Source organism: Streptomyces qinglanensis (assembly GCF_900111245.1).
Lineage (GTDB): Bacteria > Actinomycetota > Actinomycetes > Streptomycetales > Streptomycetaceae > Streptomyces > Streptomyces qinglanensis.
Genome location: NZ_FOGO01000001.1, coordinates 941,187 through 962,465 on the forward strand (window position 1 = coordinate 941,187; position 21,279 = coordinate 962,465).

16 protein-coding genes, 2 tRNA genes and 1 pseudogene are annotated in these 21,279 nt (G+C 74.2%); 3 read left to right on the top strand and 16 right to left on the bottom strand.

What is annotated here, in order from left to right; all coding sequences use genetic code 11:
• Positions 1-307: 307 nt before the first annotated feature.
• The gene (holA, locus tag BMX65_RS04160) at positions 308-1,297 is read right to left on the bottom strand and encodes a DNA polymerase III subunit delta (protein ID WP_218158009.1); all 990 of its coding nucleotides are present in this window, start codon (positions 1,295-1,297) and stop codon (positions 308-310) included.
• Between the two features lie 502 nt (positions 1,298-1,799).
• On the opposite strand from holA, the gene BMX65_RS33265 reads away from it, so the two are divergent.
• Positions 1,800-2,045, top strand: coding sequence for a hypothetical protein (locus tag BMX65_RS33265; protein WP_162637622.1), 246 nt, complete (start codon positions 1,800-1,802; stop codon positions 2,043-2,045).
• A 79-nt stretch (positions 2,046-2,124) separates the two neighbouring features.
• Here BMX65_RS33265 and BMX65_RS04165 read toward each other — a convergent pair.
• From BMX65_RS04165 to BMX65_RS04190, 6 genes and pseudogenes are all read right to left on the bottom strand, one after another.
• A pseudogene (locus BMX65_RS04165) lies at positions 2,125-4,533 on the bottom strand (ComEC/Rec2 family competence protein); the annotation flags it as partial.
• Positions 4,534-4,883: 350 nt separating this feature from the next.
• Positions 4,884-5,573, bottom strand: coding sequence for a ComEA family DNA-binding protein (locus BMX65_RS33270; protein WP_074998815.1), 690 nt, complete (start codon positions 5,571-5,573; stop codon positions 4,884-4,886).
• Between the two features lie 1,171 nt (positions 5,574-6,744).
• Complete coding sequence (locus tag BMX65_RS04175; protein ID WP_074998682.1) at positions 6,745-7,590, bottom strand: DegV family protein; 846 nt, start codon at positions 7,588-7,590, stop codon at positions 6,745-6,747.
• A gap of 35 nt (positions 7,591-7,625) precedes the next feature.
• Entirely contained in the window at positions 7,626-8,480 is an 855-nt protein-coding gene (locus BMX65_RS32690) for an FUSC family protein (protein WP_074998683.1), read from the bottom strand.
• A gap of 237 nt (positions 8,481-8,717) precedes the next feature.
• A complete protein-coding gene (gene leuS / locus BMX65_RS04185; protein ID WP_074998684.1) occupies positions 8,718-11,591 on the bottom strand; it encodes a leucine--tRNA ligase in 2,874 nt (957 codons plus the stop codon).
• Between the two features lie 418 nt (positions 11,592-12,009).
• Positions 12,010-12,082, bottom strand: a tRNA-Ala gene (locus BMX65_RS04190).
• 151 nt (positions 12,083-12,233) lie between these two features.
• On the opposite strand from BMX65_RS04190, the gene BMX65_RS04195 reads away from it, so the two are divergent.
• Positions 12,234-13,733, top strand: a complete 1,500-nt coding sequence (locus BMX65_RS04195; protein ID WP_079171674.1) for a glycosyltransferase 87 family protein — start codon at positions 12,234-12,236, stop codon at positions 13,731-13,733.
• Here the strand turns inward: BMX65_RS04195 and BMX65_RS04200 are convergent.
• The 3 genes from BMX65_RS04200 to BMX65_RS04210 all read right to left on the bottom strand — a co-directional run bounded on the left by BMX65_RS04200 (position 13,712) and on the right by BMX65_RS04210 (position 15,903).
• The gene (locus BMX65_RS04200) at positions 13,712-13,945 is read right to left on the bottom strand and encodes a hypothetical protein (RefSeq protein ID WP_019358162.1); all 234 of its coding nucleotides are present in this window, start codon (positions 13,943-13,945) and stop codon (positions 13,712-13,714) included. The two genes, BMX65_RS04195 and BMX65_RS04200, sit on opposite strands and share 22 nt — an antisense overlap.
• A gap of 7 nt (positions 13,946-13,952) precedes the next feature.
• Positions 13,953-14,147 (bottom strand): hypothetical protein, encoded by a 195-nt coding sequence (locus tag BMX65_RS34235; RefSeq protein WP_074998685.1) that lies wholly within the window; start codon positions 14,145-14,147, stop codon positions 13,953-13,955.
• Positions 14,148-14,232: 85 nt separating this feature from the next.
• On the bottom strand, positions 14,233-15,903 hold the full coding sequence (locus tag BMX65_RS04210; RefSeq protein ID WP_239501818.1) for an MFS transporter: 1,671 nt from the start codon (positions 15,901-15,903) through the stop codon (positions 14,233-14,235).
• Positions 15,904-15,996: 93 nt separating this feature from the next.
• Between BMX65_RS04210 and BMX65_RS04215 the strand changes: the two genes are divergently transcribed.
• Positions 15,997-17,013 carry a helix-turn-helix transcriptional regulator gene (locus tag BMX65_RS04215; protein ID WP_177214180.1) on the top strand — a complete coding sequence of 339 codons (1,017 nt, stop codon included), beginning with the start codon at positions 15,997-15,999 and terminating at the stop codon, positions 17,011-17,013.
• A 106-nt stretch (positions 17,014-17,119) separates the two neighbouring features.
• Here BMX65_RS04215 and BMX65_RS04220 read toward each other — a convergent pair.
• From BMX65_RS04220 to BMX65_RS32695, 6 genes are all read right to left on the bottom strand, one after another.
• Positions 17,120-17,192: transfer RNA gene (locus BMX65_RS04220), tRNA-Ala, on the bottom strand.
• Between the two features lie 138 nt (positions 17,193-17,330).
• Positions 17,331-17,966, bottom strand: coding sequence for a histidine phosphatase family protein (locus tag BMX65_RS04225; RefSeq protein WP_177214181.1), 636 nt, complete (start codon positions 17,964-17,966; stop codon positions 17,331-17,333).
• 14 nt (positions 17,967-17,980) lie between these two features.
• Positions 17,981-18,433, bottom strand: a complete 453-nt coding sequence (gene rsfS / locus BMX65_RS04230) for a ribosome silencing factor (protein WP_074998686.1) — start codon at positions 18,431-18,433, stop codon at positions 17,981-17,983.
• A gap of 138 nt (positions 18,434-18,571) precedes the next feature.
• On the bottom strand, positions 18,572-20,290 hold the full coding sequence (locus BMX65_RS04235) for an LCP family protein (protein ID WP_074998687.1): 1,719 nt from the start codon (positions 20,288-20,290) through the stop codon (positions 18,572-18,574).
• Positions 20,287-20,922, bottom strand: coding sequence for a nicotinate-nucleotide adenylyltransferase (gene nadD, locus BMX65_RS04240; protein ID WP_026004905.1), 636 nt, complete (start codon positions 20,920-20,922; stop codon positions 20,287-20,289). The genes BMX65_RS04235 and nadD overlap by 4 nt, the downstream gene beginning before the upstream one ends.
• Before the next feature lie 17 nt (positions 20,923-20,939).
• Complete coding sequence (locus BMX65_RS32695; protein ID WP_175488449.1) at positions 20,940-21,110, bottom strand: hypothetical protein; 171 nt, start codon at positions 21,108-21,110, stop codon at positions 20,940-20,942.
• Positions 21,111-21,279 lie beyond the last annotated feature (169 nt).

Below are 21,279 nucleotides of genomic sequence, written 5' to 3' on the forward strand. Positions count from 1 at the left end.
CGCTCGGACGACATGTGGCGGGCCCTCTCATCCGCCGTCCGCCCGAGCAACCGCTTGAGACAGGGCGCCGCACGCGGCCTGCGTTCGCCACGCGGGTGCGGCGCACCGGACAGACAGCGAAGGCCCCGCCCCAGCCCCTCCCCAGGGCTCGGGCGGGGCCTTTGTCCTGTCGGCTGTCCTGTCGGCCTTCGCGGTGTGCGGACGACGGCACATGCCGGATCCGGGCCGCCCGTCCCGTAGCGCCGGGAGGTGCAGGGCGGACGCGCGCAAGCCCTCGGGAACGGCGACGACGGACCCCGGGTGCGGTTCAGCGGGAGCGGGCGGCGCTCGCGATGGTGACGACGGCCTTCTCCAGCGCGTACTCCGGATCCATCCCGCCGCCCTTGACGGCCGCGTCCGCCGCGGCGACGGCGCGCAGCGCGGCGGCCACGCCGTCCGGCGTCCAGCCTCGGGTCTGCTGACGCACCCGGTCGATCTTCCACGGAGGCATGCCCAGCTCCCGCGCGAGGTCGCCCGGCCGCGCCCCGCGCGGCGCCCCGGCCAGCTTGCCGATGGCCCGCACCCCCTGTGCCAGCGCGCTGGTGATCAGCACCGGTGCCACTCCCGTGGCGACCGCCCAGCGCAACGTCTCCAGTGCCTCGGCGGCCCTCCCCTCGACCGCCCGGTCGGCGACGGTGAAACTGGACGCCTCGGCCCGGCCGGTGTAGTAGCGGCCGACCACCGCCTCGTCGACGGTGCCCTCGACATCGGCGGTGAGCTGCCGGCAGGCCGAGGCCAGCTCACGCAGATCGCTGCCGATGGCGTCCACCAGCGCCTGGCACGCCTCGGACGTCGCCGACCGCCCCAGGGCACGGAACTCGCCCCGGACGAACGCGAGCCGGTCCGCGGGCTTGGTCATCTTCGGGCACTCGACCTCGCGCGCACCCGCCTTCCGCGCCGCGTCCAGCAGCCCCTTGCCCTTGGCACCGCCCGGGTGCACCAACACCAGGGTGATCTCCTCCACCGGCGCCGTCAGATACGCCTTCACGTCCTTGACCGTCTCCGCGGCGAGGTCCTGCGCAGCGCGCACCACGACGACCTTCCGCTCGGCGAAGAGCGAGGGGCTGGTCAGCTCGGCCAGCGTGCCGGGCTGGAGCTCGCCGGGCGCCAGATCCCGCACGTCCGTGTCCGCGTCCGCGGCCCGTGCGGCATCGATCACCGCCCGCACGGCTCGCTCGATGAGCAGCTCTTCCTGCCCCACCGCCACGGTCACGGGCGCGAGCGGATCGTCCGAGGTCTTCTTACGCGTACCAGCCATCGCGGACAGCATCCCACGCCGCACCGACACAACGGCCCGAAGATCCCCCACCGTCCACTTCTCCGACCCGGTGCACGCGCGCCTCCGGGGACAGCGGGGCCCGCCTGGCGGTGGCCGGACAGCCGGGGCCTGGAACCGGCGCCACCGGCTCACGGGAACGCGGCTCCGAGCCCGGGACCGGGACATCCGCGACCCGGATCCGGGTCGCGGATGCGGATGCGGATGCGGATGCGAGCGGGACCGGTACAGGGCCCGGGAAGCCGGAGCGCCGGTGGCGGACCGAAGGCGACCGAAGGCGACCGAAGGCCGGGACAGTGCCGAAGAAGGGACCGGGACCGGGGGCGTACCGGGTCCTGGAGACGGATCAGGCATCGGAAAACCGACTCGGAGAACGGGTGCCGGGGCCGGAGGACGGGGGACGGTGGACGGCAGGCGGAGTCTGCGGTCGGCTGCCAGGGCGGGGCCGGAGCCGACCGTCGGGCACGGTTGAGAGAATGCCCCGGTGAACGACGTACGGCATGTGCTGGTGCTGCCCGACCGGGAGGCGGCCGAAGAGGTCGCCGCGACGCTGGAGGAGCGCCTCGGACTCGCCGAGGAGCCCGAACTCGTCCGCGACGCCCTCGCCGGAGAGGACGACGCCGAGGACGCCCAGTGGCTGGTGGTGCTCGAAGATCCGCCCGCCGTCTGCGATCCCGCCCTGCTGGAAGAGGTCGCGGCAGCGCACGAGGGCTGGCTGGAGCGGGACTGACCCGCCCGCCGGGGGCCGCCGCAGGACGCCCGGGGGCATCGGCGGAGCCCGGGGTGCCCCGCCGGGTCACCACGGCGGGAGTGCCGTCCGGGCGCCGGGTCAGCGCCAGCGCCCCGTGCCGGTCCGTGCGCGCCACGAGGGCACCCGCGGCGGACAGTGCGGCCAGCGTCTCGGGCGCGGGGTGCCCGTACGGGTTCTCCCGGCCCGCCGAGACCAGCGCCACCCGGGGACGGAGCCGCCGCAGCAAGGCCGGGGCCTGGAAGCGCGAACCGTGGTGTGCGACCTTGAGCACGTCCACCCGCGGCAGATCGGGCCGCGCGGCCAGCAGCGCCTGCTGCGCCTCGGGTTCGAGGTCGCCGGGGAGGAAGAGGCGGAGGCCCGCCGTGCGGACGAGCAGGGTGACGCTGGCGTCGTTGGCCCCGTCCCCATCGGTTCCGCCGCCACCGGCAGCGCTTCCGGCAGCACCCCCGTCCGCGGGGTCCGGCGGAGGCCACACCACCTCCCACCGCAGGTCTCCGGCACGCTGCCGCTCCCCGGCGTGCGAGAGGCGTACCGGCACTCCCGCACCCCGGGCGACGCCGCGCACGAACGCCGCCTGGCCGGGCGGCTCCGCCAGCGCGGTCGTGCGGATCTCCCCGACGCTCCGCCCGCGCAGCACTCCGGGGAGCCCGGCCACATGGTCGGCATGGAAGTGGGTCAGGACGACCAGCGGAACGCTGCGCACCCCGAGAGCACGCAAGCACCGGTCCACAGCGGCGGGTTCGGGCCCCGCGTCCACCACGACCGCCCCACCGGTGCCGCCCCGCTCGCCGTCCAGCGCGAGCACCAGCGCGTCTCCCTGTCCGACATCGCAGGCCACCATCCGCCAGCCCGTCGGGGGCCACCCGGTGAACGGCCGCACCAGCGGAACCGGCCGCAGCACCGCCACCAGCACCCCCAGCACGCAGGCGACCCCGAGCCAGGGGCGGCACGCGGCGGAGATGCGCAGCACCGCCAGCGCCCCGGCCAGCACGGCCGCCAGCCCCAGCGCGCCCGTCCAGCTTCCCGGCCAGCCGATCTCCGCGCCCGGCAGGCCGGCGCCCGTGCGCGCGACACCGGCGACGGCACTCGCCGGCCACCCCGCCAGCCAGGCGAGCCCCTCCGCCGCGGGCATGGCCACCGGGGCCGCCGCGAGCGCGGCGAATCCCAGCACCGTGGCCGGTGCGACCGCGAACTCGGCCAGCAGATTGCACGGCACCGCGACCAGACTCACATGCGCCGCCAGCACCACCACCACGGGCGCGCAGGCGGCCTGCGCCGCGGCCGCGGCGGCCAGTGCCTCCGCCGCCCTGCCGGGCCAGCCGCGCCGCCGCAGCGCCGCCGACCAGCGCGGCGCCACCGTCAGCAGGGACGCCGTGGCCAGCACGGAGAGCAGGAACCCGAAGTCCCGGGCCAGCCAAGGGTCGTAGCACACCAGCAGCAGTACGGCCGCTGCCAGTGCGGGCAGCAGCGAGCGCCGCCGCCCGGTGCCGATCGCCCACACCGTGATCAGCCCGCAGGCCGCCGCCCGCAGCACGCTCGGGTCCGGTCGGCACACCACGACGAAACCCAGTGTCAGCAGCCCGGCCGCGACCGCCGTGGCCCGCAGCGGCAGGCCGAGCCGGGGTGCGAGACCCCGCCGCTCCGCCCGGTGGGCGAGGCCGGGCGGACCGATGAGAAGAGCCAACATGAGCGAGAGGTTGCTTCCACTCACCGCGAGCAGGTGTGTCATGTCCACCGCCCGGAAGGCGTCCGCCAGCTCCCGGCTCAGCCGGGAGGTGTCCCCGACCACCAGCCCGGGCAGCAGCCCTCGTGCGTCCCCGTCCAGTCCCTCGCTCGCCTCCCGGAGCCCGGCGCGCAGCCCGCCCGCTGCCCGTTGGACCGCGGTGGGGCCCGCCACGATCCGCGGCGGACCGGACCGCACCCGCAGCACCGCCGCGATGTCCTGACCGCCCCGCCCACCCGGCGCAGGGGGCATCAGATCGGCCTCCACCCGCAGCCGGGTGGAGGGCAGCAGCCGCAGCCACGCGCTGCGCGCCGCGCTGTCCGCGTCCCGGCCACCGCCGGATTCCCGGGCGCCTGCCGCCCCGGTCCGCCGCCGGCCGGCCGGACCGCCGTCCCGCTCGGGGCGGACCAGCAGCAGCACCGGCGTCCGCAGACGGGTCCGGCCGCCGGAGGCGCCCGCCACCGCGACCGCGTCGGCGCGGACCACCACCCTCCCGGCAAGCTGCCGCGCACCGTGCGTCCTGGGCCGCGTGGGACGCGGGTCCTCGGTGACGGTGACCTCGACCGTCGCCCGCGCGTGGTCGGCGGCGAGTCCGGGCAACGGGCCCCGATGCAGATCGGCCGCGTGCAGTGCCGCCGTTCCGCCCGCCGCCGCGGCGCACAGCAGGGCCACGGCAGCGCTCACCGAGAGCGCAGGGCCCACCGCCCCCTTCCGCCCTGGACCGCGTCCGGCGGCGCCCCGCACCGCGGGCGAGCCGCACTCGCCGGACCCGCGTCCCGGCCCGGCGTCCGACGGGGTCGCGGAGCCGCGGCGCCGGAGGGCCCCGGCCAGCAGGGCCAGCCCGGCGGCAGCGCAGAGGACGGCGCCGACCACCGCTTGCTCCGCCGAGGCGCCCAGAGCCAAGGCCGCCGCCGCCCACGCCGCTCCGGCGGGCAGCACCAGCCGCAGATCCGGGGGCTCTCCCCCTTCCCGCACCGGCCGGCCGGCAGCCGCACGATCCGGGGCGGGCGCCCCGTCGGCGGCGCTCCGGGGACCGGGCGGTGGCGCGCCCGGAGACGGACCGCCCTGCGTTCCGGCGGCCGCTCGGCATCGGCTCACGGCGTCACCTGCGGCTGGATGTCCGCGAACCGCTTCTCCCCGATGCCGTTGACCTCCTTGAGCTGATCGACCGAGCGGAACCCGCCGTGCTGCGTGCGGTAGTCCACGATGTGCTGTGCCAGGACCGGCCCGACGCCCGGCAACGTCTCCAACTGCTCCCGGGTGGCCGAGTTGAGGCTGACCATGGCACCCGAGGGGCCGCCCGCGCCTGCGGGCCCCGGGGCACCACCGCCCGGGGCGGCGCTCCCGGCGGTTCGGGACCGGCCCGGCTCGCCCACGACGATCTGCTCGCCGTCGACCAGCAGCCGGGCCTGGTTCAGTCCCTCGGTGTCCGCACCCTTGCGCAACCCCCCGGCGGCCTCGAGCGCATCGGCCACGCGCGAGCCGCCGGGCAGCCGTTGGAGCCCGGGCTCGCGCACCTTCCCGGACACATCCACCACCAGCCCGCCGCTGGGTGCCGCACCACCGGCGACAGGAGCCGTCGAGGGCCCACCGCTCTCCCCAGGACGTGCGGCGGCCGCGTCAGGCGCACCGGACGGGCCGGACACGCCGGGGACGGGGACGCCCTGCGGCCGGCCCGTCCAGAAGTGGTGGACCGCGAAGCCGAGTCCGACCAGCAGCACCAGACAGAGCGCGACCAGCGTCTTCGGCTCCATACCGCAGCGCACCCGCAGCCAGACCGGCATACGCTCCGCCAGCGCAAGCCTCCAGCGCTCGCGCGCGGGCAGGGCCGGGGCGGGGTCCGGGGGCGGGACGGGGCCCGAGGCCGGAGCGGCGGGCGGGGGCGGGGGCGGGTCGGGAGACGCGGACGGGCCCGGAGAACCGCTCGGGGAAGGAGACGGGCCCGGGGAAGGGCGCGGGAACGAGACCAGCGGATCCGTTCCCGGCCGGTCCCGCCGCTCGGTGACGGGGTTGTCGCGGAAGGAGGTGTCGCGGCGCTCGATGCCTTCGCCCGGTCCGAGTCCGGGCTGCGGCGCGAGCTCCCGCGGACTCTGCGAACCGGCCGGGTCCTCCGGGACTTCACGTCGGGACCTGTGCTCCCTGCTGCGCCGCACGGCCGAACGCGCCATGGCAACGGCCTCGGCACGCGGCATGACAGCGGCGTCGGGTTCGGTGACGCACGGGTCGCCGGTGCCCGGTTCGACGGCGGGTCCGCGGAGATCCGGGGGAGCGGCGCCGTGACTGTCGGCGGGGTGCCGCCCGCTCGGCGGCCGGTCCCCGGGGTCGGGACCGGGAGGCTCGGTACTGGCGTGGGGCTGCTCGGTCAGCAGCGACCGGGCGCGGGCCGCCGCGCGGGGCCCCGCGCCCGATGGGCGCACCCGGCGCCGCGGCAGCCGGTGCGTACCCCGCCGGGTCGGACGGGGGCCGGGAGCGGCCCCTGGACCCCGGGGCGGTCGGCGCCGCGACGGGCGCCGGGGGCGACCACCCGTGCGCGGTGGCTCGGCCGCGGCGCCGGCCGCGTGCGGCTCCCGCGGCGCGTCCCGTCCACCGTCCTGGTCTCCGTGTGGTCCGGCCTCCCCCCGACCGTCCGGGGGCGCATCGCCCCGCTCTTCGCGGCATCCGCCGCCCCCTCCACCGTCCGGGGGCGCACCGTCCCGCTCTCCGCGGCGACTCCGGACGCTTCCGCCTTCCTCCGGCAGTTCCCACGGCAGTTCCCCCGGCGATTGCCACGGCGATTGCCACGGCGTTTCCCCCGACGCCTCCCACGGCTCCCGCGGTGCTGCTCGACGGGGCCGGGTGGTGACTGTTCGCACTGCTCGTTCGCTCATGCCCACTGACGGTAGGCAGCCCCGGCAGCTTTCGATGATCTTGCCCAGTTCCGGTGGACAACCCGCGAGTTGTGGACAACTCGCTCACTCATCCGAGGGAAAGCACGGCTCCCAGCAGGCCCGGACCGGTGTGGGCGCCGATGACCGCGCCGACCTCGCTCACATGCAGCTCACGCAGGCCGGGCACCCGGGCCCGGAAGCGCTCGGCGAGCTGTTCGGCGCGCTCGGCGGCGGCGAGGTGGTGCACCGCGACGTCCACTCGCGCGTCCCCGGCGCGCTCCACGACGATCTCCTCCAGCCGTGCGATGGCCTTGGAGGCCGTCCGCACCTTCTCCAGCATCCCGATCCGGCCGTCCGCGACCTCCAGCAGCGGTTTGACGGCGAGCGCGGAGCCCAGCAGCGCCTGGGCGGCGCCGATCCGGCCGCCCCTGCGCAGATAGTCCAGGGTGTCGACGTAGAAGACCGCGGAGATGCCCTCGGCACGCTTCTCGGCGGCTGCCACCGCCTCGTCCAGCGAGGCACCGGCCTCGGCGGCCTCCGCGGCGGCCAGCGCACAGAACCCCAGTGCCATGGCCACGACTCCGGTGTCGACCACCCGCACCGGAACCGGTGCCTGCGCGGCGGCCAGCACCGCGGCGTCGTAGGTGCCGGAGAACTCGGCGGACAGGTGCAGCGAGACGACGCCCGCCGCGCCGGCCTCGGCGGCGGCCCGGTAGGTACGGGCGAACGTCTCGGGGCTGGGCCGCGAGGTGGTGACCGGGCGCCGCTCGCGCAGCGCGGTGGCCAGTGACCGCGCGGAGATCTCCGTCCCCTCCTCCAGGGCCCGGTCGCCGAGGACGACGGTCAGCGGCACGGCTTCGATCCCGTGCCTGCTCAGCGCCTCCGGAGGCAGGTAGGCGGTGGAATCCGTGACGATCGCGAGGGGGCCGTGCATGGAACGGAGGGTATCGGGCGGGCGAACGGAGTGCCTCAGGAGGCGTTCCGCGGCCGCCGCTTCTCGAAGACCCCGGTCGAGTCCCTGCGGCCGGCCGCCCGGCCGGTCGGCTCGGAGGCGGTCAGGCCGGAGCCGGTCAGGTCGGCGGCCGAGAGGCCGGAGCCCTGCCCGGGCGGTCCGAGTTCGGGCCGGGCGGACTGTGCGGGCTTCTGCCGCCCCTCCTGTGCCTCCTGCTGCTCCGCGTGGGCATCCGGCGCGGAAGGTCCCGCGTGGCGGTCGGCCGCGGCCTCCCCGGCGGAGGAGCCCTCGGCAGCGGCGTCGGCGGCCGACCGCGGACCGGAGGGGCTCGGCGTCCAGTGGCGCAGCGCACCGGACTCGATGTCGATGCGGTCCCGCAGAGCGCCCAGCTCCTCGGCGTCGAACCGGCGCGCCCGGTCCTGGGCGGCGTAGCGCAGCGAGTCCGCGGACTCCTTGATGTGCCGCATGCGTTCGCGCGCCTCCGGCAACCGGGCGGCGATGCGGGAGTGGTCCGGCTCGCGCTCCATCAGCGCGCGCAGTTCCCGGTCCAGGTGGCGCGCGTGCTCGTGCAGGCTGTCGAGGAGGTCGACGGCTTCGCGGAGGCCCGGGTCGCGCTGAGCGTCGGCCTCCAGGGCCGCCCGTGTGCTGTCGATCGAGGAGCGCAACTCCAGCCGGATGCGGGCCGCTTGGCCGACCGGACCGGGCTGTGCCGAGCGGGCCTTGAGCAGGGTCTCCTCCGTCGTGCGCCGCACCTGCGCCCCGGTGCGCTCCACCCCGCGCTTGACGGCTCGCACGACACGCAGCGTGATGATCGTGCCGAAGATGAAAACGGCGAGCACGAACATCAAGCCGATGACGACTCCCACGTCCACAGGTCGCTCCTTAGTCGTCCGTCGTCCGTCGCCCCTTCTCTGTTCAGCGTAAACGGGCGCGGGCGGATCCGGGTTCCGCGGAACCCGGATCCGCCCCCATGACGTCCCGTAGGGGTCGCTCGCCCGGCCGTGACCGGCCGACCGCGCCGCGGCCCGGCCGTTCCCAGTCGGCCGCCGTTCCCAGTCGGCCGCCGTTCCCAGTCGGCCGCCGTTCCCGGTCGTTCCGGCCGGCCGACGCTACGCCGGAACGATGTTGACCAGCTTGGGCGCCCGGACGATCACCTTGCGGACCTCGGCACCGCCCAGCGCCTTCACGATCACCGGCTCGGCCAGTGCCAGCGCCTCCAGTTCGGACTCGGAGACGGACGGCGCCACCTCCAGCCGGGCCTTGACCTTGCCCTTGACCTGCACCACGCAGGTGACGGTCTCGTCCACCAGGTAGGCGGGGTCGGGCACGGGGAAGTCCTCGTGGACGACGGACTCCTCGTGGCCCAGCCGGCGCCACATCTCCTCGGCGATGTGCGGAGCCAGCGGCGCCACCAGCAGCACCATGGTCTCGGCGACGCCGCGCGGGACCTCGGGCAGCTTCGTGACGTGGTTGTTCAGCTCGGTGAGCTTGGCGATCGCGGTGTTGAAGCGCAGGGCGGCCATGTCCTGGCCGATGCCGTCGATCGCCTTGTGCAGGGCACGCAGGGTCGCCTCGTCCGGTGCGGAGTCGACCACGGTCGGCTCGCCCGTCGTCTCGTCCACGGCGTTCCGCCACAGCCGCTGCAGCAGCCGGAACTGGCCGACGACCGCGCGGGTGTCCCAGGGCCGGGAGACGTCCAGCGGCCCCATCGCCATCTCGTACAGCCGCAGGGTGTCGGCGCCGTACTCGCCGCAGATCTCGTCCGGGGTGACGGCGTTCTTCAGGGACTTGCCCATCTTGCCCAGCAGCCGGCTGACCTTCTCGCCCTGGTAGTAGTACGCGCCGTCGCGCTCCTCCACCTCCGCCGCGGGTACGGCGATGCCGCGCGCGTCCCGGTAGACGAACGCCTGGATCATGCCCTGGTTGTACAGCTTGTGGAACGGCTCGACGGAGGAGATGTGCCCCAGGTCGTGCAGCACCTTCGACCAGAAGCGGGCGTAGAGCAGGTGCAGCACGGCGTGCTCGGCACCGCCCACGTACAGGTCGACACCGCCCTTGGGCTGCCCCTCCCGCGGGCCCATCCAGTAGTTCTCGATCTGCGGGTCGACCAGCTTCTCGTCGTTCTGCGGGTCCAGGTAGCGCAGCTCGTACCAGCAGGAACCGGCCCAGTTGGGCATGGTGTTGGTCTCCCGCCGGAAGCGGCGCGGACCCTTGCCGTCGCCCAGGTCCAGGGTGACGCGAGTCCACTCCTCGTTCCGGGACAGCGGGGTCTCCGGGGAGGTGTCCGCGTCGTCCGGGTCGAAGGTGCGCGGGGAGTAGTCCTCGACCTCCGGCAGCTCCAGCGGCAGCATCGACTCGGGCAGCCCGTGGGCGATGCCGTCCTCGTCGTAGACGATCGGGAAGGGCTCGCCCCAGTACCGCTGCCTGCTGAACAGCCAGTCGCGCAGCCGGTAGTTGACCGTGCCCTCGCCCAGACCGTGCTGCTCCAGCCAGCGGCGCATCCGCTCCTTGGCCTCGCCGACGCCCAGGCCGTCCAGGCTGACGCCCTCGGCACGGGAGTTGACGAGCACCGCCTCGTAGGAGCTGAACGCCTCCTGCCAGTCGGCCGGGTCCGTCCCGCGGCCGTCAGTGGGCTCGACGACACAGCGCATCGGCAGCTCGAAGGCGCGGGCGAACTCGAAGTCGCGCTGGTCGTGCGCGGGGACGGCCATGATGGCGCCGGTGCCGTACCCCATCAGCACATAGTCGGCGATGAAGACCGGCACGGGCTCCCGGGTGACCGGGTGGGTGGCGTAGGCGCCGGTGAAGACACCGGTCTTGTCCTTGGCCTCCGCCTGGCGCTCGACGTCGGACTTGGCCTCCGCCTGCGCCCGGTAGGCGGCCACGGCCTCGGCAGGAGTCGCGTGTCCGCCCGTCCACACCTGGTGGGTGCCCTCGGGCCAGGCTTCCGGCACGACGGTCCCGACCAGCGGGTGCTCGGGCGCCAGCACCAGGTAGGTGGCGCCGAACAGGGTGTCCTGGCGGGTGGTGAAGACGTCGACGGCCGCGTCCCCCAGGGGGAAACCGATCCGGGCGCCCTCGCTGCGGCCGATCCAGTTGCGCTGCTGCAGCTTGATCGCCTCGGGCCAGTCCAGGTCCTCCAGGTCCTCCAGCAGCCGGTCGGCGTAGGCGGTGATCCGCATGTTCCACTGCCGCAGCTCGGCCTTGAAGACGGGGAAGTTGCCGCGCTCGGAGCGGCCGTCGGCGGTGACCTCCTCGTTGGCCAGCACGGTGCCCAGGCCGGGGCTCCAGTTGACGGGCGCGTCGGAGGCGTAGGCCAGCCGGTACTCCCCCAGCAGGTCGGCCCGCTCCCGCTCGCTCAGCTCCTGCCACGCCCCCCAGCCCTCGGGGGTCTCCCGGGTGCCGGAGGCGAACTGCTCGACCAGCTCCTCGATGGGCCGCGCTGTGCGCGCCTCGGCGTCGTACCAGGAGTTGAAGATCTGCAGGAAGATCCACTGGGTCCAGCGGTAGTACGAGGGGTCGATCGTCGCGAACGACCTGCGCTGGTCGTGCCCCAGGCCCAGACGGCGGAGCTGCGCCGTCATCTGGGAGATGTTGGCCTCGGTCGAGGTGCGCGGGTGGGTGCCGGTCTGGACGGCGTACTGCTCGGCGGGCAGCCCGAAGGCGTCGAAGCCCAGCGTGTGCAGCACGTTGTGCCCGGTCATCCGCGCGTAGCGGGCGTAGACGTCCGTCGCGATGTAGCCGAGGGGGTGTCCGACGTGCAGTCCCGCACCCGAGGGGTACGGGAACATGTCCATGATGAACTTTTTGGGCTTGGCGGCCTGCTCGGCGTCGCCGCCCAGCGGGCCGTCCCCGGGGTTGGGCGCCTCGTAGGTGCCGTGCTTCTCCCAGAAATCCTGCCAGCGTGCCTCGATGTCGGCGGCCAGGGCCGCCGTGTAGCGATGGGGGGCCGCGCTCTCGGCGGCGGTGGTCGTCTCGCTCATCGTCCTCAAAGCTCCATCGGTCGTCTCTGCCCAGCGCTCCTGAAACGAAAAAACCCCTCGCACAGGAGGGGGAGCCGCGCCGATGCCGGTCCGCGGAGGGGGACCGGCGGTGATTCAGCGCGGCTCGCTAAGCAGAAGGCGTACGGCACGCATAGCGCTCAGGGTACCGCACGCGGCAGGACCCCGGCCGGAGACCGTCGACCCGCCCGTCCGCGCGGAGCCCGGGACGCGCGCCCCGACCAGCGGAGGGAGCGGCACCCGGCGGCAGGAGAACACCCTCGCAGGGAAGAACGCGGCATCTCGTACGGAAAACGCGGCATGCAGGATGCGGCATGCGGCATGCCTCGCACGAGACGGCATACGAAAGAGGTGGGGTGCACCCGCGGACTCCGCGGGTGCACCCCACCTGTTGCTTCTGTGGAGCTAAGGAGAATCGAACTCCTGACCTCTTGCATGCCATGCAAGCGCTCTACCAACTGAGCTATAGCCCCAGATTTCTGGTCCGCCGGGGCTTCCCCTCGGCGGCTTCGCCAGCTTACACGGGGTACACCGCCTTCTGCCAAATCGCTTCCCGCGACACCGGGGCCCGGTGGCGGCTCCGCCGTACCCGGCTCCGGTGGCGGCGGTCGGTACTGTCGGCCCGTGAGCACCTCGCGCCGGGCCGCCGGGAGCACGGCACCGCCGGCGCTCCGGGGGTACCGCGGCCTCAAGGAGTGCCTGCTGCGGCGGCCGGTGTCCCTGGTCTCCCTGGCGCTCGCGGCGTCACTGCTCTCCTTCGCCGCCTTCTGGTCCGCGCAGCGCGCCATGGACGCCTCGATGATCGACCTGCTGGTCTACCGGGCCGAGGGCCGTGCCGTGCGCGACGGCCACGACCTGTACGCGATGCGCGCCACCTACGCGGACCTGCCCGCCACCTACCCGCCCTTCGCGGCGCTGTTGTTCCTCCCCCTGACGGTGCCGGACCTGCCCGCCCTGCGCGCGGCGGCGACCGTCGCCGGCCTCGGACTGCTGGTGGCCCTGGCGCACCTGTCGCTGCGCCTGCTCGGCCGCCCGCTGCACGTCCCGCGGTCGGCCGCGGCCCTGGGAGTCGCCGCGGTGGCGGTGTGGTGCGAACCGGTGTGGACCACACTGCGCTACGGGCAGATCAACCTGCTGGTGGCCACCCTGGTGCTGTGGGATCTGACCCGGCGTCCCGGACAGCGCTGGGCGGGAGCGGGCATCGGCGTCGCGGCAGGCATCAAGCTCACACCCGCGCTGTTCGCCGTCTTCCTCGCTCTGCACGGGCTGGCCCGGAGCGGACTGCGGCATCGGCACCCGGACCGCCGGGACGGGCTCGGAGTTCCGGACCGCCGGGAAGGGCCGTGGAACCCGTGGCTGCGGCAGGCCGCCGTCGCGGCAGCGGCCTTCCTGGGAACCGCACTGCTGTCCGCGCTGCTCCTCCCCCACGACTCCCTGCGCTTCTGGGGCGGAGCCGTCCTGCGATCCGACCGGGTGGGGCGTGCGGAGCTCACCGACAACCAGTCGCTGAACGGGGTGGCAGCGCGTCTGCTGCACACCGGGGACCCGGGCGGGCTGTGGCTGGTCCTGGCCCTCCTGGCGGCCGCGCTCGGCCTCGGAGCGGCCGTGGCGGCGGCCCTCGCGGGGCGGTGCGGCCTGCCGAACGCGTCCGCCTGGTCCGCCGCGGCCTGTGCCGTCACCATGCTGCTGATCAGTCCGATCTCCTGGTCGCACCACTGGGTGTGGTGTCTGCCGCTGACGCTCCTGCTGGCTGTGGAGGCGCAGCGGCGCCGCAGTCTCCGCTGGTCGGCCGGAGCACTGCTGGCGGTCCTGGTGTTCTGCTCCTACGTGCCGTGGTGGGTCCCCCGGGACCCGGACGCGCCACACGCTCCCGAACTCCGCCAGAGCGGCGCCGAGATACTGCTGTCGGCCTGCTATCCGCTCGCGGGCGCGGTGTTCCTCGTCGTCACGGCGGTGGTGGCGCTGCGGACGCTGCGCGGACGGGGACCCGGGCACCGGCCCGGCGGCGGGGCGGGGACGGCGGACGCGGCGGGGAGGGCCGGCGCGGCGGGGGCGGCAGGGACGGCGGGCGCGGCAGGGGACACCGGCGCCGCGGCCCGGGCTCAGGCCGTGGCGAAGGAGTAGAAGCGCTTCAGCGTGCAGTGCGCCTCCAGCAGACGGCCGTAGATCGGCTCGCCGTCCAACTCCCGGTACGTCTCGATCGGGTCGCCCTTTATGATCAGCGCCCGCGCGCAGTCCTCGCACCAGTACTGGTAGGCGCTGTTGACCGGTTCCATGTCACGGACGATCGGGGTGCCGCTGCCGCACCAGTCGCACTTCCTGCTGTGGGCGCCCATCGCTCAGTCAGCTCCAGATGTGGCCGCATGCCGTGCACACGTAGGAAACTCCTCCGTTGTCGCCGAGCACTTGGGCGACGTTCGCCGAACCGCAGGCCGGACACTGCAGATTGCCCGGAACACCCGGCCGGTGCTCCACGCGGGGCGGGGGACGTACGGGCGCGGGTCCGGTGCCGTCCTCACCGAGGACCGTCGCCGACATCGCACTCGCCCCTCCCCTTCCCCCTGGGCTCCCCCTTCCAGCCGCCCCGATTCTGCCACGTTCCGGCGTCCGGGCTAAGAGCCGGTCAACCTTCCCCCGTCCATCCTCCTACCCTGCGCACCGCTCCGCTCAACGCTCCTGCTGCCGCCGCGGCGAGCGACACGGCGGCCAGGGCCGCGCAGGTGAGCGCCAGCGCGTGCGCCGAGTGCGCAGGGGTGACCGGGGCGCTCTCGGCCTGCTCCAGGAAGACGGCGCCGAACAGTGCCACCCCGCTCAGCAGTCCGAGCTGCGCGGTGGTCACCAACAGTCCGCTCGCGTCGGCCGCTTCGCTCTGCCGCACCCGCGCCAGGGCGCCGGAGAGCACCGGGTTGTAGGCCAGGGACAGGCCCATTCCGCTGACGCTCAGGCAGACGTAGAGCCACGGGCCGCCGTCCCCGCCGCCGGACAGGAGCGTCCCGAGCCACCCGAACGAGGCCGCGGCGGCCAGGAACCCGGTGGCCGACAGCCGGGGGTGCCACGACTGCGGCAGACGCCGCCAGACCATCCCGACCAGTGCGAACAGCCCGGCGGTCGGCACCATCGAGACCCCGGCGAACAGCGCGCTCTTCCCCAGACCGGTCTGCAGATGCAGCATCACGACCAGGACGAAACCGGCGTTGACCGCCATCATGCAGAAGATGCGCACCACGGCCAGCGGCACACCGGGAGCCCGCAGCACCAGCGGGGAGACCAGCGGCCGCCCGCCGCGGCGGGACAGCAGCAGCTCGTAGCGCCCGAAGACCGGCACGAGCGCGGCACACAGCGCGAGGGACACCCATCCCCACAGCGGCCAGCCCTGCTCTCTCCCGAGCACCACCGGAACGGTGAACAGCAGCAGCAGCGCACCGAGCAGGACCAGCCCCGGCAGGTCCAGCGCCCGCCGCTCCTCGGAGCCGCCCCTGGCCTCGGTGCGCACCCGCAGCAGCCGGGGACCCGCGACGAGCAGCGCGGCACCCACCGGGACGTTGATCAGGAAGACCGGGCGCCAGCCCCAGCCGAACAGGTCGGCGCTGACCAGCACCCCGCCCAGCAACTGGCCCGCTGCGGCACCGACACCGAGCACGGCGGCGTAGCCGCCCAGCGCGCGGCTGCGGGCGGCTCCGGTGAAGGTCCGCTGGATCAGGCTGAGCACCTGCGGCAGCATCACGGCCCCGCCCGCACCCTGTGCCAGCCGGAAGGCGATGAGCCAGCCGGTTCCGGTCGCCAGGCCGCAGGCGAGCGAGGCGCCGGTGAAGAGGGCGAGGCCGCACAGGAACATCCTGGCGTGGCCCAGCAGGGCGCCCAGCCGGGCTCCGGTGATCAGCAGCACCGCGTAGGCGAGGGTGTAGCCGGCGATCACCAGTTGCAGTCCGGCGCCCGAGGCGTGCAGGTCCGCGCGCAGGTCGGGGGCCGCGACGTTGACGATGAAGGTGTCCAGCAGGGCCATGAACTGGCCGGTGAGCACGATCGCGAGGAGCCAGCCGGGGCGCGGGCCGCGGCGCACCGGGGCGGGGCCGCTGCCGGGGCCCGAGGCGCTGCCGGGAACGGGGCCGCCGCCGGGAACGGAGCCGCTGTCGGTGGCGTGAGCTTTACTGAGGCTGCGGGCAGCGGCTCCGCGGCTCCGCGGTGCGGGTTCCGTCACCGGTGCGGGTGCCGCCGTCCGTGCGGGTTCCGCGACCGGCACGGAGGGCCGCTCGGCCGGCGCCGGGACGGGCGAGGAGGACGAGGTGGATGTCATGCGGGAAGCCTGGCCGGACGGCCACGGGGCTCACGAGAGCCCGCCGATGCTGGTACTGACAGCACCTGGCAGCCGGTGCGGTCTGCCGCCACGATGGAGGATGTGACAGTCATCGCCGAGACACGAACGCCGCGAGCGGCCGGCGGTGCCACCGGAACGGCCCGGCCGACCGCCCAGCGCCGCAGATCCGAACTGGCCGCTTTCCTGCGCAGCCGCCGCGCCCGGGTCTCCCCCGCGGACGTCGGGATGCCCGCGGGGCTCCGCCGCCGCACCCCGGGGCTGCGCCGCGAGGAGGTGGCCCAGCTCTCCGGAGTGGGGGTGACCTGGTACACGTGGCTGGAGCAGGGCCGTCCGATCAACGCCAGTGCGCAGGTCCTGGACGCGGTGGCCCGCACGCTGCGGCTCGACGAGGCCGAGCGGGACCATCTGTACCACCTGGCGGAGGTGCCGCGTCCGCCGTCTCCGGAGCAGCTCGCCGAGGCCGTCGACCCGGAGGTCCACCGCGTCCTGGACGCGATGGACCCGATGCCCGCGGTGGTCTACAACGGCCGCTACGACGTGCTCGCCGCCAATGCCGGGTACCGGCAGCTGTTCCCGATGGTGGATCTGGTGGGACAGCCCGAACGCAATGTGCTGTGGCAGCAGTTCGTGGCCATGCCGCCGTGCTGCTGCGCACTGCTCAACCGCGAGGCGGAGCTGTCGCTGATGGTGGCGACGCTGCGCGGCAGCTACGGGCGGCACGTCGGTGAGGCCGCCTGGGAGGAGTTCCTGGCGCGGATGTGCGAGGCGAGCGAGGAATTCTCGAAGCTGTGGCGCAGCGGCGATGTGGCGCCGCCGGGTGCGCGGGTGAAGATGGTGCAGCACGCCTCGGTCGGCCGGTTGCGGCTCAGCTCGACGTCGCTCCAGATCAGCGGCGCGTCCGAGGCCCGGATCGTGGCCTATGTGCCGCACGACGACGAGACGGAGCGGCTCCTGGGGCTGCTGCGGACGACGGACGATCCGATGATCGGCTGCCAGGAGCACGCCGAGCCGCTGTCCCGGATCCGGGAGCGGATGCTGCGCACGGGCAGCAGCAGGTGCGATGACGCCGGGAGTGCGAAGGGGCGGTGATCCGGCGTCCGCGAGGGTCGCGCCCGGCGCGTGCACCCCGGCGCATGAACCGGAGCCGCACGGCAAAGATCCCGCCCTCCGTACCGGAGGGCGGGATCCTGGACTGTGGAGCTAAGGAGAATCGAACTCCTGACCTCTTGCATGCCATGCAAGCGCTCTACCAACTGAGCTATAGCCCCGGGGCTCCGGCACCGGAGCGCCGCGAACGATCTGAAGCTTAGCGGGTGGCCGGGCCGAATGAGAAATCCGGTGGCACATCGCTGCCCTCCGGCCGCACTGCCGCCCCGGCGGACCCGGCGTTCCCGTCCTCGGCGATGTCAGTCGTCGTCGCCGAGCACCGGCTCCGGCAGGCTGCCCGCGTTGTGCTCCATCAGCCGCCAGCCGCGCACCGTCTCGCCCAGGACGGACCAACTGCAGTTGGACAACCCGCCCAGCGCCTCCCAGGTGTGCGGCGGCAGCCCGATGAGGCGGCCGATGGTGGTGCGGATCGTGCCGCCGTGGCTGACGACGACGAGCGTGCCGCTGTCCGGGAGCTTGTCGACACCGCGCTCCACCACGGGCGCCGCCCGCTCGGCGACCTCGGTCTCCAGCTCACCGCCGCCCCGGCGCACCGGCTCGCCCTGCTTCCAGGCGGCGTACTGCTCCGCGTAGCGGGCGACGATCTCCTCGTGCGTGAGCCCCTGCCACGCGCCCGCATAGGTCTCGCGCAGGCCCTCGTCGTAGGTGACGTCGAGCCCGGTGAGCGCGGCCAGCTCCGCCGCGGTGGCCGTGGTGCGCTGCAGGTCCGAGGAGAGGATGGCGTCCGGGCGCAGCGCTGCGAGCAGCCGTGCCGCCCGGCGGGCCTGATCGAGTCCGGATTCGGTGAGCGGGATGTCCGTCGTCCCCTGGAACCGGCGTTCGAGGTTCCAGGCCGTCTGGCCGTGCCGCCACAGGACGATCCTGCGGTCCCGCACCGCCCCCGTGCCGTTCAGCGCAGCTCTCCGTCCAGTTCGTCCGCGGTCCCGGCGCCGGCTCCCGTCGCCTCGGCGTGCTCGGCGCCCTTGCCGCGGGTCGCCACGGCGTCCTCGGGCAGCTCCAGCTCCGGACAGTCCTTCCACAGCCGCTCCAGAGCGTAGAAGACCCGCTCCTCGCTGTGCTGGACATGGACGACGATGTCGACGTAGTCGAGGAGCACCCAGCGGCCGTCCCGCTCGCCCTCGCGGCGGGCGGGCTTGGCGCCCAGCTCCTTGTTCAGCCGCTCCTCGATCTCGTCGACGATGCCCTTGACCTGCCGGTCGTTGGGCGCCGAGGCGAGCAGGAAGGCGTCGGTGATGGCGAGCACGTCGCTGACGTCGTAGGCGACGATGTCGTGTGCGAGCTTGTCGGCCGCCGCCTGGGCGGCGGTGCTGATCAGCTCTAGGGAACGGTCCGTGGCGGTCACAGGTGAGGCTTTCGGGTCGGAAACATCTCGTGTTCCAGGGTCTCACGGCCGCGCGACCGGATTTCGGCCCAGTCGCCCCGGGCGGGGACCGCCCGTGCGACCGGCGTCCACGGCCGAGGACGCCGCGCGCGGCCGCCGTCACCCGCGGTAGTCGGCACCCAGCACCACCGTGACGTCGGCGTTCGCAGCCCCCTCGGCCTTGCGCACCGCGCTGCCGGGCAGGTCCAGCGTCTTGGCGATCCCCTCGGCCTCGGCCTTCTGCGCGGACTCGGCGTAGGTCACCAGCGACGTGGCGCGGGTGGCGCCCGTACCGCCCTCGACCACGGTGTAGCCGCCGTTGACCAGCGCCGCGGAAGCAGTGCTGTCCAGGCCGCGCCTGCCGCTGGCGTTCTTCAGGCTGACCCGGGGCACGGCGTCCGGATCGGAGTTCTTGACACTGCCGCCGAGCACCTTCTTCACGATCCGGTCGCCGGCCTGTCTGCCGAGCGTCCCGTCGGCGCGCACCGGAAGCGTCCGGGTGCGGTAGTCGCCCTGCTTGGCGCGGTCCGCCAGCGCGGCCAGTGCGGAGCCGAGCTGGGACTCGGACAGCGAGGGATCGGGAATCTGGCCGAGGGACTCGACGGTCTCGGTGGCCGCCGAGGCGTCGCCGGAGACCTTCTTCAGCAGTGCCTGGACCACCTGCCCGAACCGGGCGAGCTGCGCGGTCTGGGGTTCGCTCCGGGCACGGTAGGTGGCGTAGGCGACCGCGGCGCGGCCGTCCAGGTCCTGGTCGCTGCCCTTCTCGACCTGCGGTTCCGCGCCCCGCTTCGCGCCGGGCACGGCGGTGTCGGTGTCCAGGGTGATACCGCCGACCAGCTCGACGAAGTTCTCCAGGAACGGGGTGTCCAGCCGCCAGGTGCCCTTGATGTCCGAGCCGAGCAGGGTGTTCAGCGCGTCGCGGGTGGGTCCGGCGCCGCGGTCCTGCACGGACTTGCCGAGAGTGGTCGTGCTGCCGTTCTCCGCGGCGACGGCGAGCGTGTTCGGCAGCAGGAGGGTGGAGCCCTCGCCCGCGCCCGCGTTGTCCACGAGCAGGGCGGTCGAGCTGGCCCCGCCCTGCTCCCGCAGGTGCAGCACGATCACGTCCCGCCGCTCGCCCGCCGCGGCGCCGCCCTCGCCCCCGTCGTCCCCGGTGCCCGGCAGCAGGCCCGTGTACCAGGCCCAGCCTGTGCCGCCCACCAGCAGCAGGGCGAGCACGACGACGAGTGCCACGGTCCGGTTCCGGCCCCGGCGCTTGGCCTCCTCGCGGCGCTCGGTGCGGCTCTCGGTGAACTTGAGCCAGTCGATGACGTCCTCGGAGTCGTCGCTGGTCTCCTCGACGAACGAGAACTGCTCGGTGCGGTAGGCGTCGTCCCCGCCGGAGGACGACGCTTCCTCCTGGCCCCGGCCGTCGCCCCCGCCGTCCGGGTACTGCTCCTGCCGGGTCCGGCCGCCCTGCGCGGGAACCCGGTCGGCCTGCTGGGAGTGCGCTTCGGCGTACGGCGCGGCCTGCTGCGCGTCCGCTTCCGGGTACGGCGCGGCCTGCTGGGAGTGCGCTTCGGCGTACGGCGCGGCCTGCTGCGCGTAGGGAGCCTGGTCCCCCGGGTGGCCGCCCTGCTGCTGCGGGTAGCCCGCATAGGGGTCGTACCCGGCCTGCTGCTGCCCGGGCGCCTGGGCATAGGGGTCGTACGCCGGCGGGTCGTACGCCGGATACGGTTCCTGCCCCGCGAGAGCGCCTTCGTGCGGCGCTTCCTGCGTGCGGTACACGGGCCTGCCGTACTCGTCGTAGCCGATGATCCCGGGCTGCCGGCCGTAGGGGTCGTATCCGTAGCCGTCGCTCACGCTCGCGCGTCCCCCTCCGCGTCCCGCCGGTACAGCGCGCGCTTGTTGATGTACCGCACGACCCCGTCGGGGACCAGGTACCAGACCGGGTCACCGCGCTCCACCCGGGCGCGGCAGCCGGTGGAGGAGATGGCCAGCGCGGGGACCTCCACCAGCGAGACGCCGCCCTGCGGCAGGCCGGGGTCGGCCAGCGCGTGGCCGGGTCGGGTGACGCCGATGAAGTGGGCCAGCGAGAACAGCTCTTCGGTGTTGCGCCAGCTCAGGATCTGCGAGAGCGCGTCGGCGCCGGTGATGAAGAACAGGTCGGTGTCCGGATTGGCCTCGGCGAGCTCGCGCAGCGTGTCGATCGTGTACGTCTTGCCGCCGCGGTCGATGTCGATCCTGCTCACCGAGAACTGCGGGTTCGACGCCGTGGCGATGACCGTCATCAGATAGCGGTCCTCGGCGGGCGACACCTGCTTGTGGCTCTTCTGCCACGGCTGCCCGGCGGGTACGAACACCACTTCGTCGAGGTGGAAGCGGGCCGCCACCTCGCTCGCGGCCACCAGATGGCCGTGGTGGACGGGGTCGAAGGTCCCGCCCATCACACCGAGTCGCCGCTTACCGGTTCCGGGCACTATGTCCTCTCCCATGCGGGGCGACTCTACGCTCAGCGGTCCCGGTTGAAGCGGGTGGTGATCCACAGCAGCAGGATCAGCGCGAGGAGCGCGCCGCCGCCGGTCAGATAGGGGCTCAGGCTCTCGTGCTGACCGCCCTCGCCGTGCTCGCCCCCCGAGGCGAGGGACAGCAGGGCGTCGTGTGCGGTGCTGGACAGAGTCATCGTCGGCGGAACCTATCCCGTGAGGCGCGGACAGTTGGCGTGCGGTCGCCCCGCTGCCGCACACGGGTGCGGGAGCGGAACTGCGCAGCCACATCGTAAGCGCGGACTCTCCTGGCGCTCACCCCGACTCATCCGGACGCAACGGGAGCGCCCCGCTCCGCGTCCCACC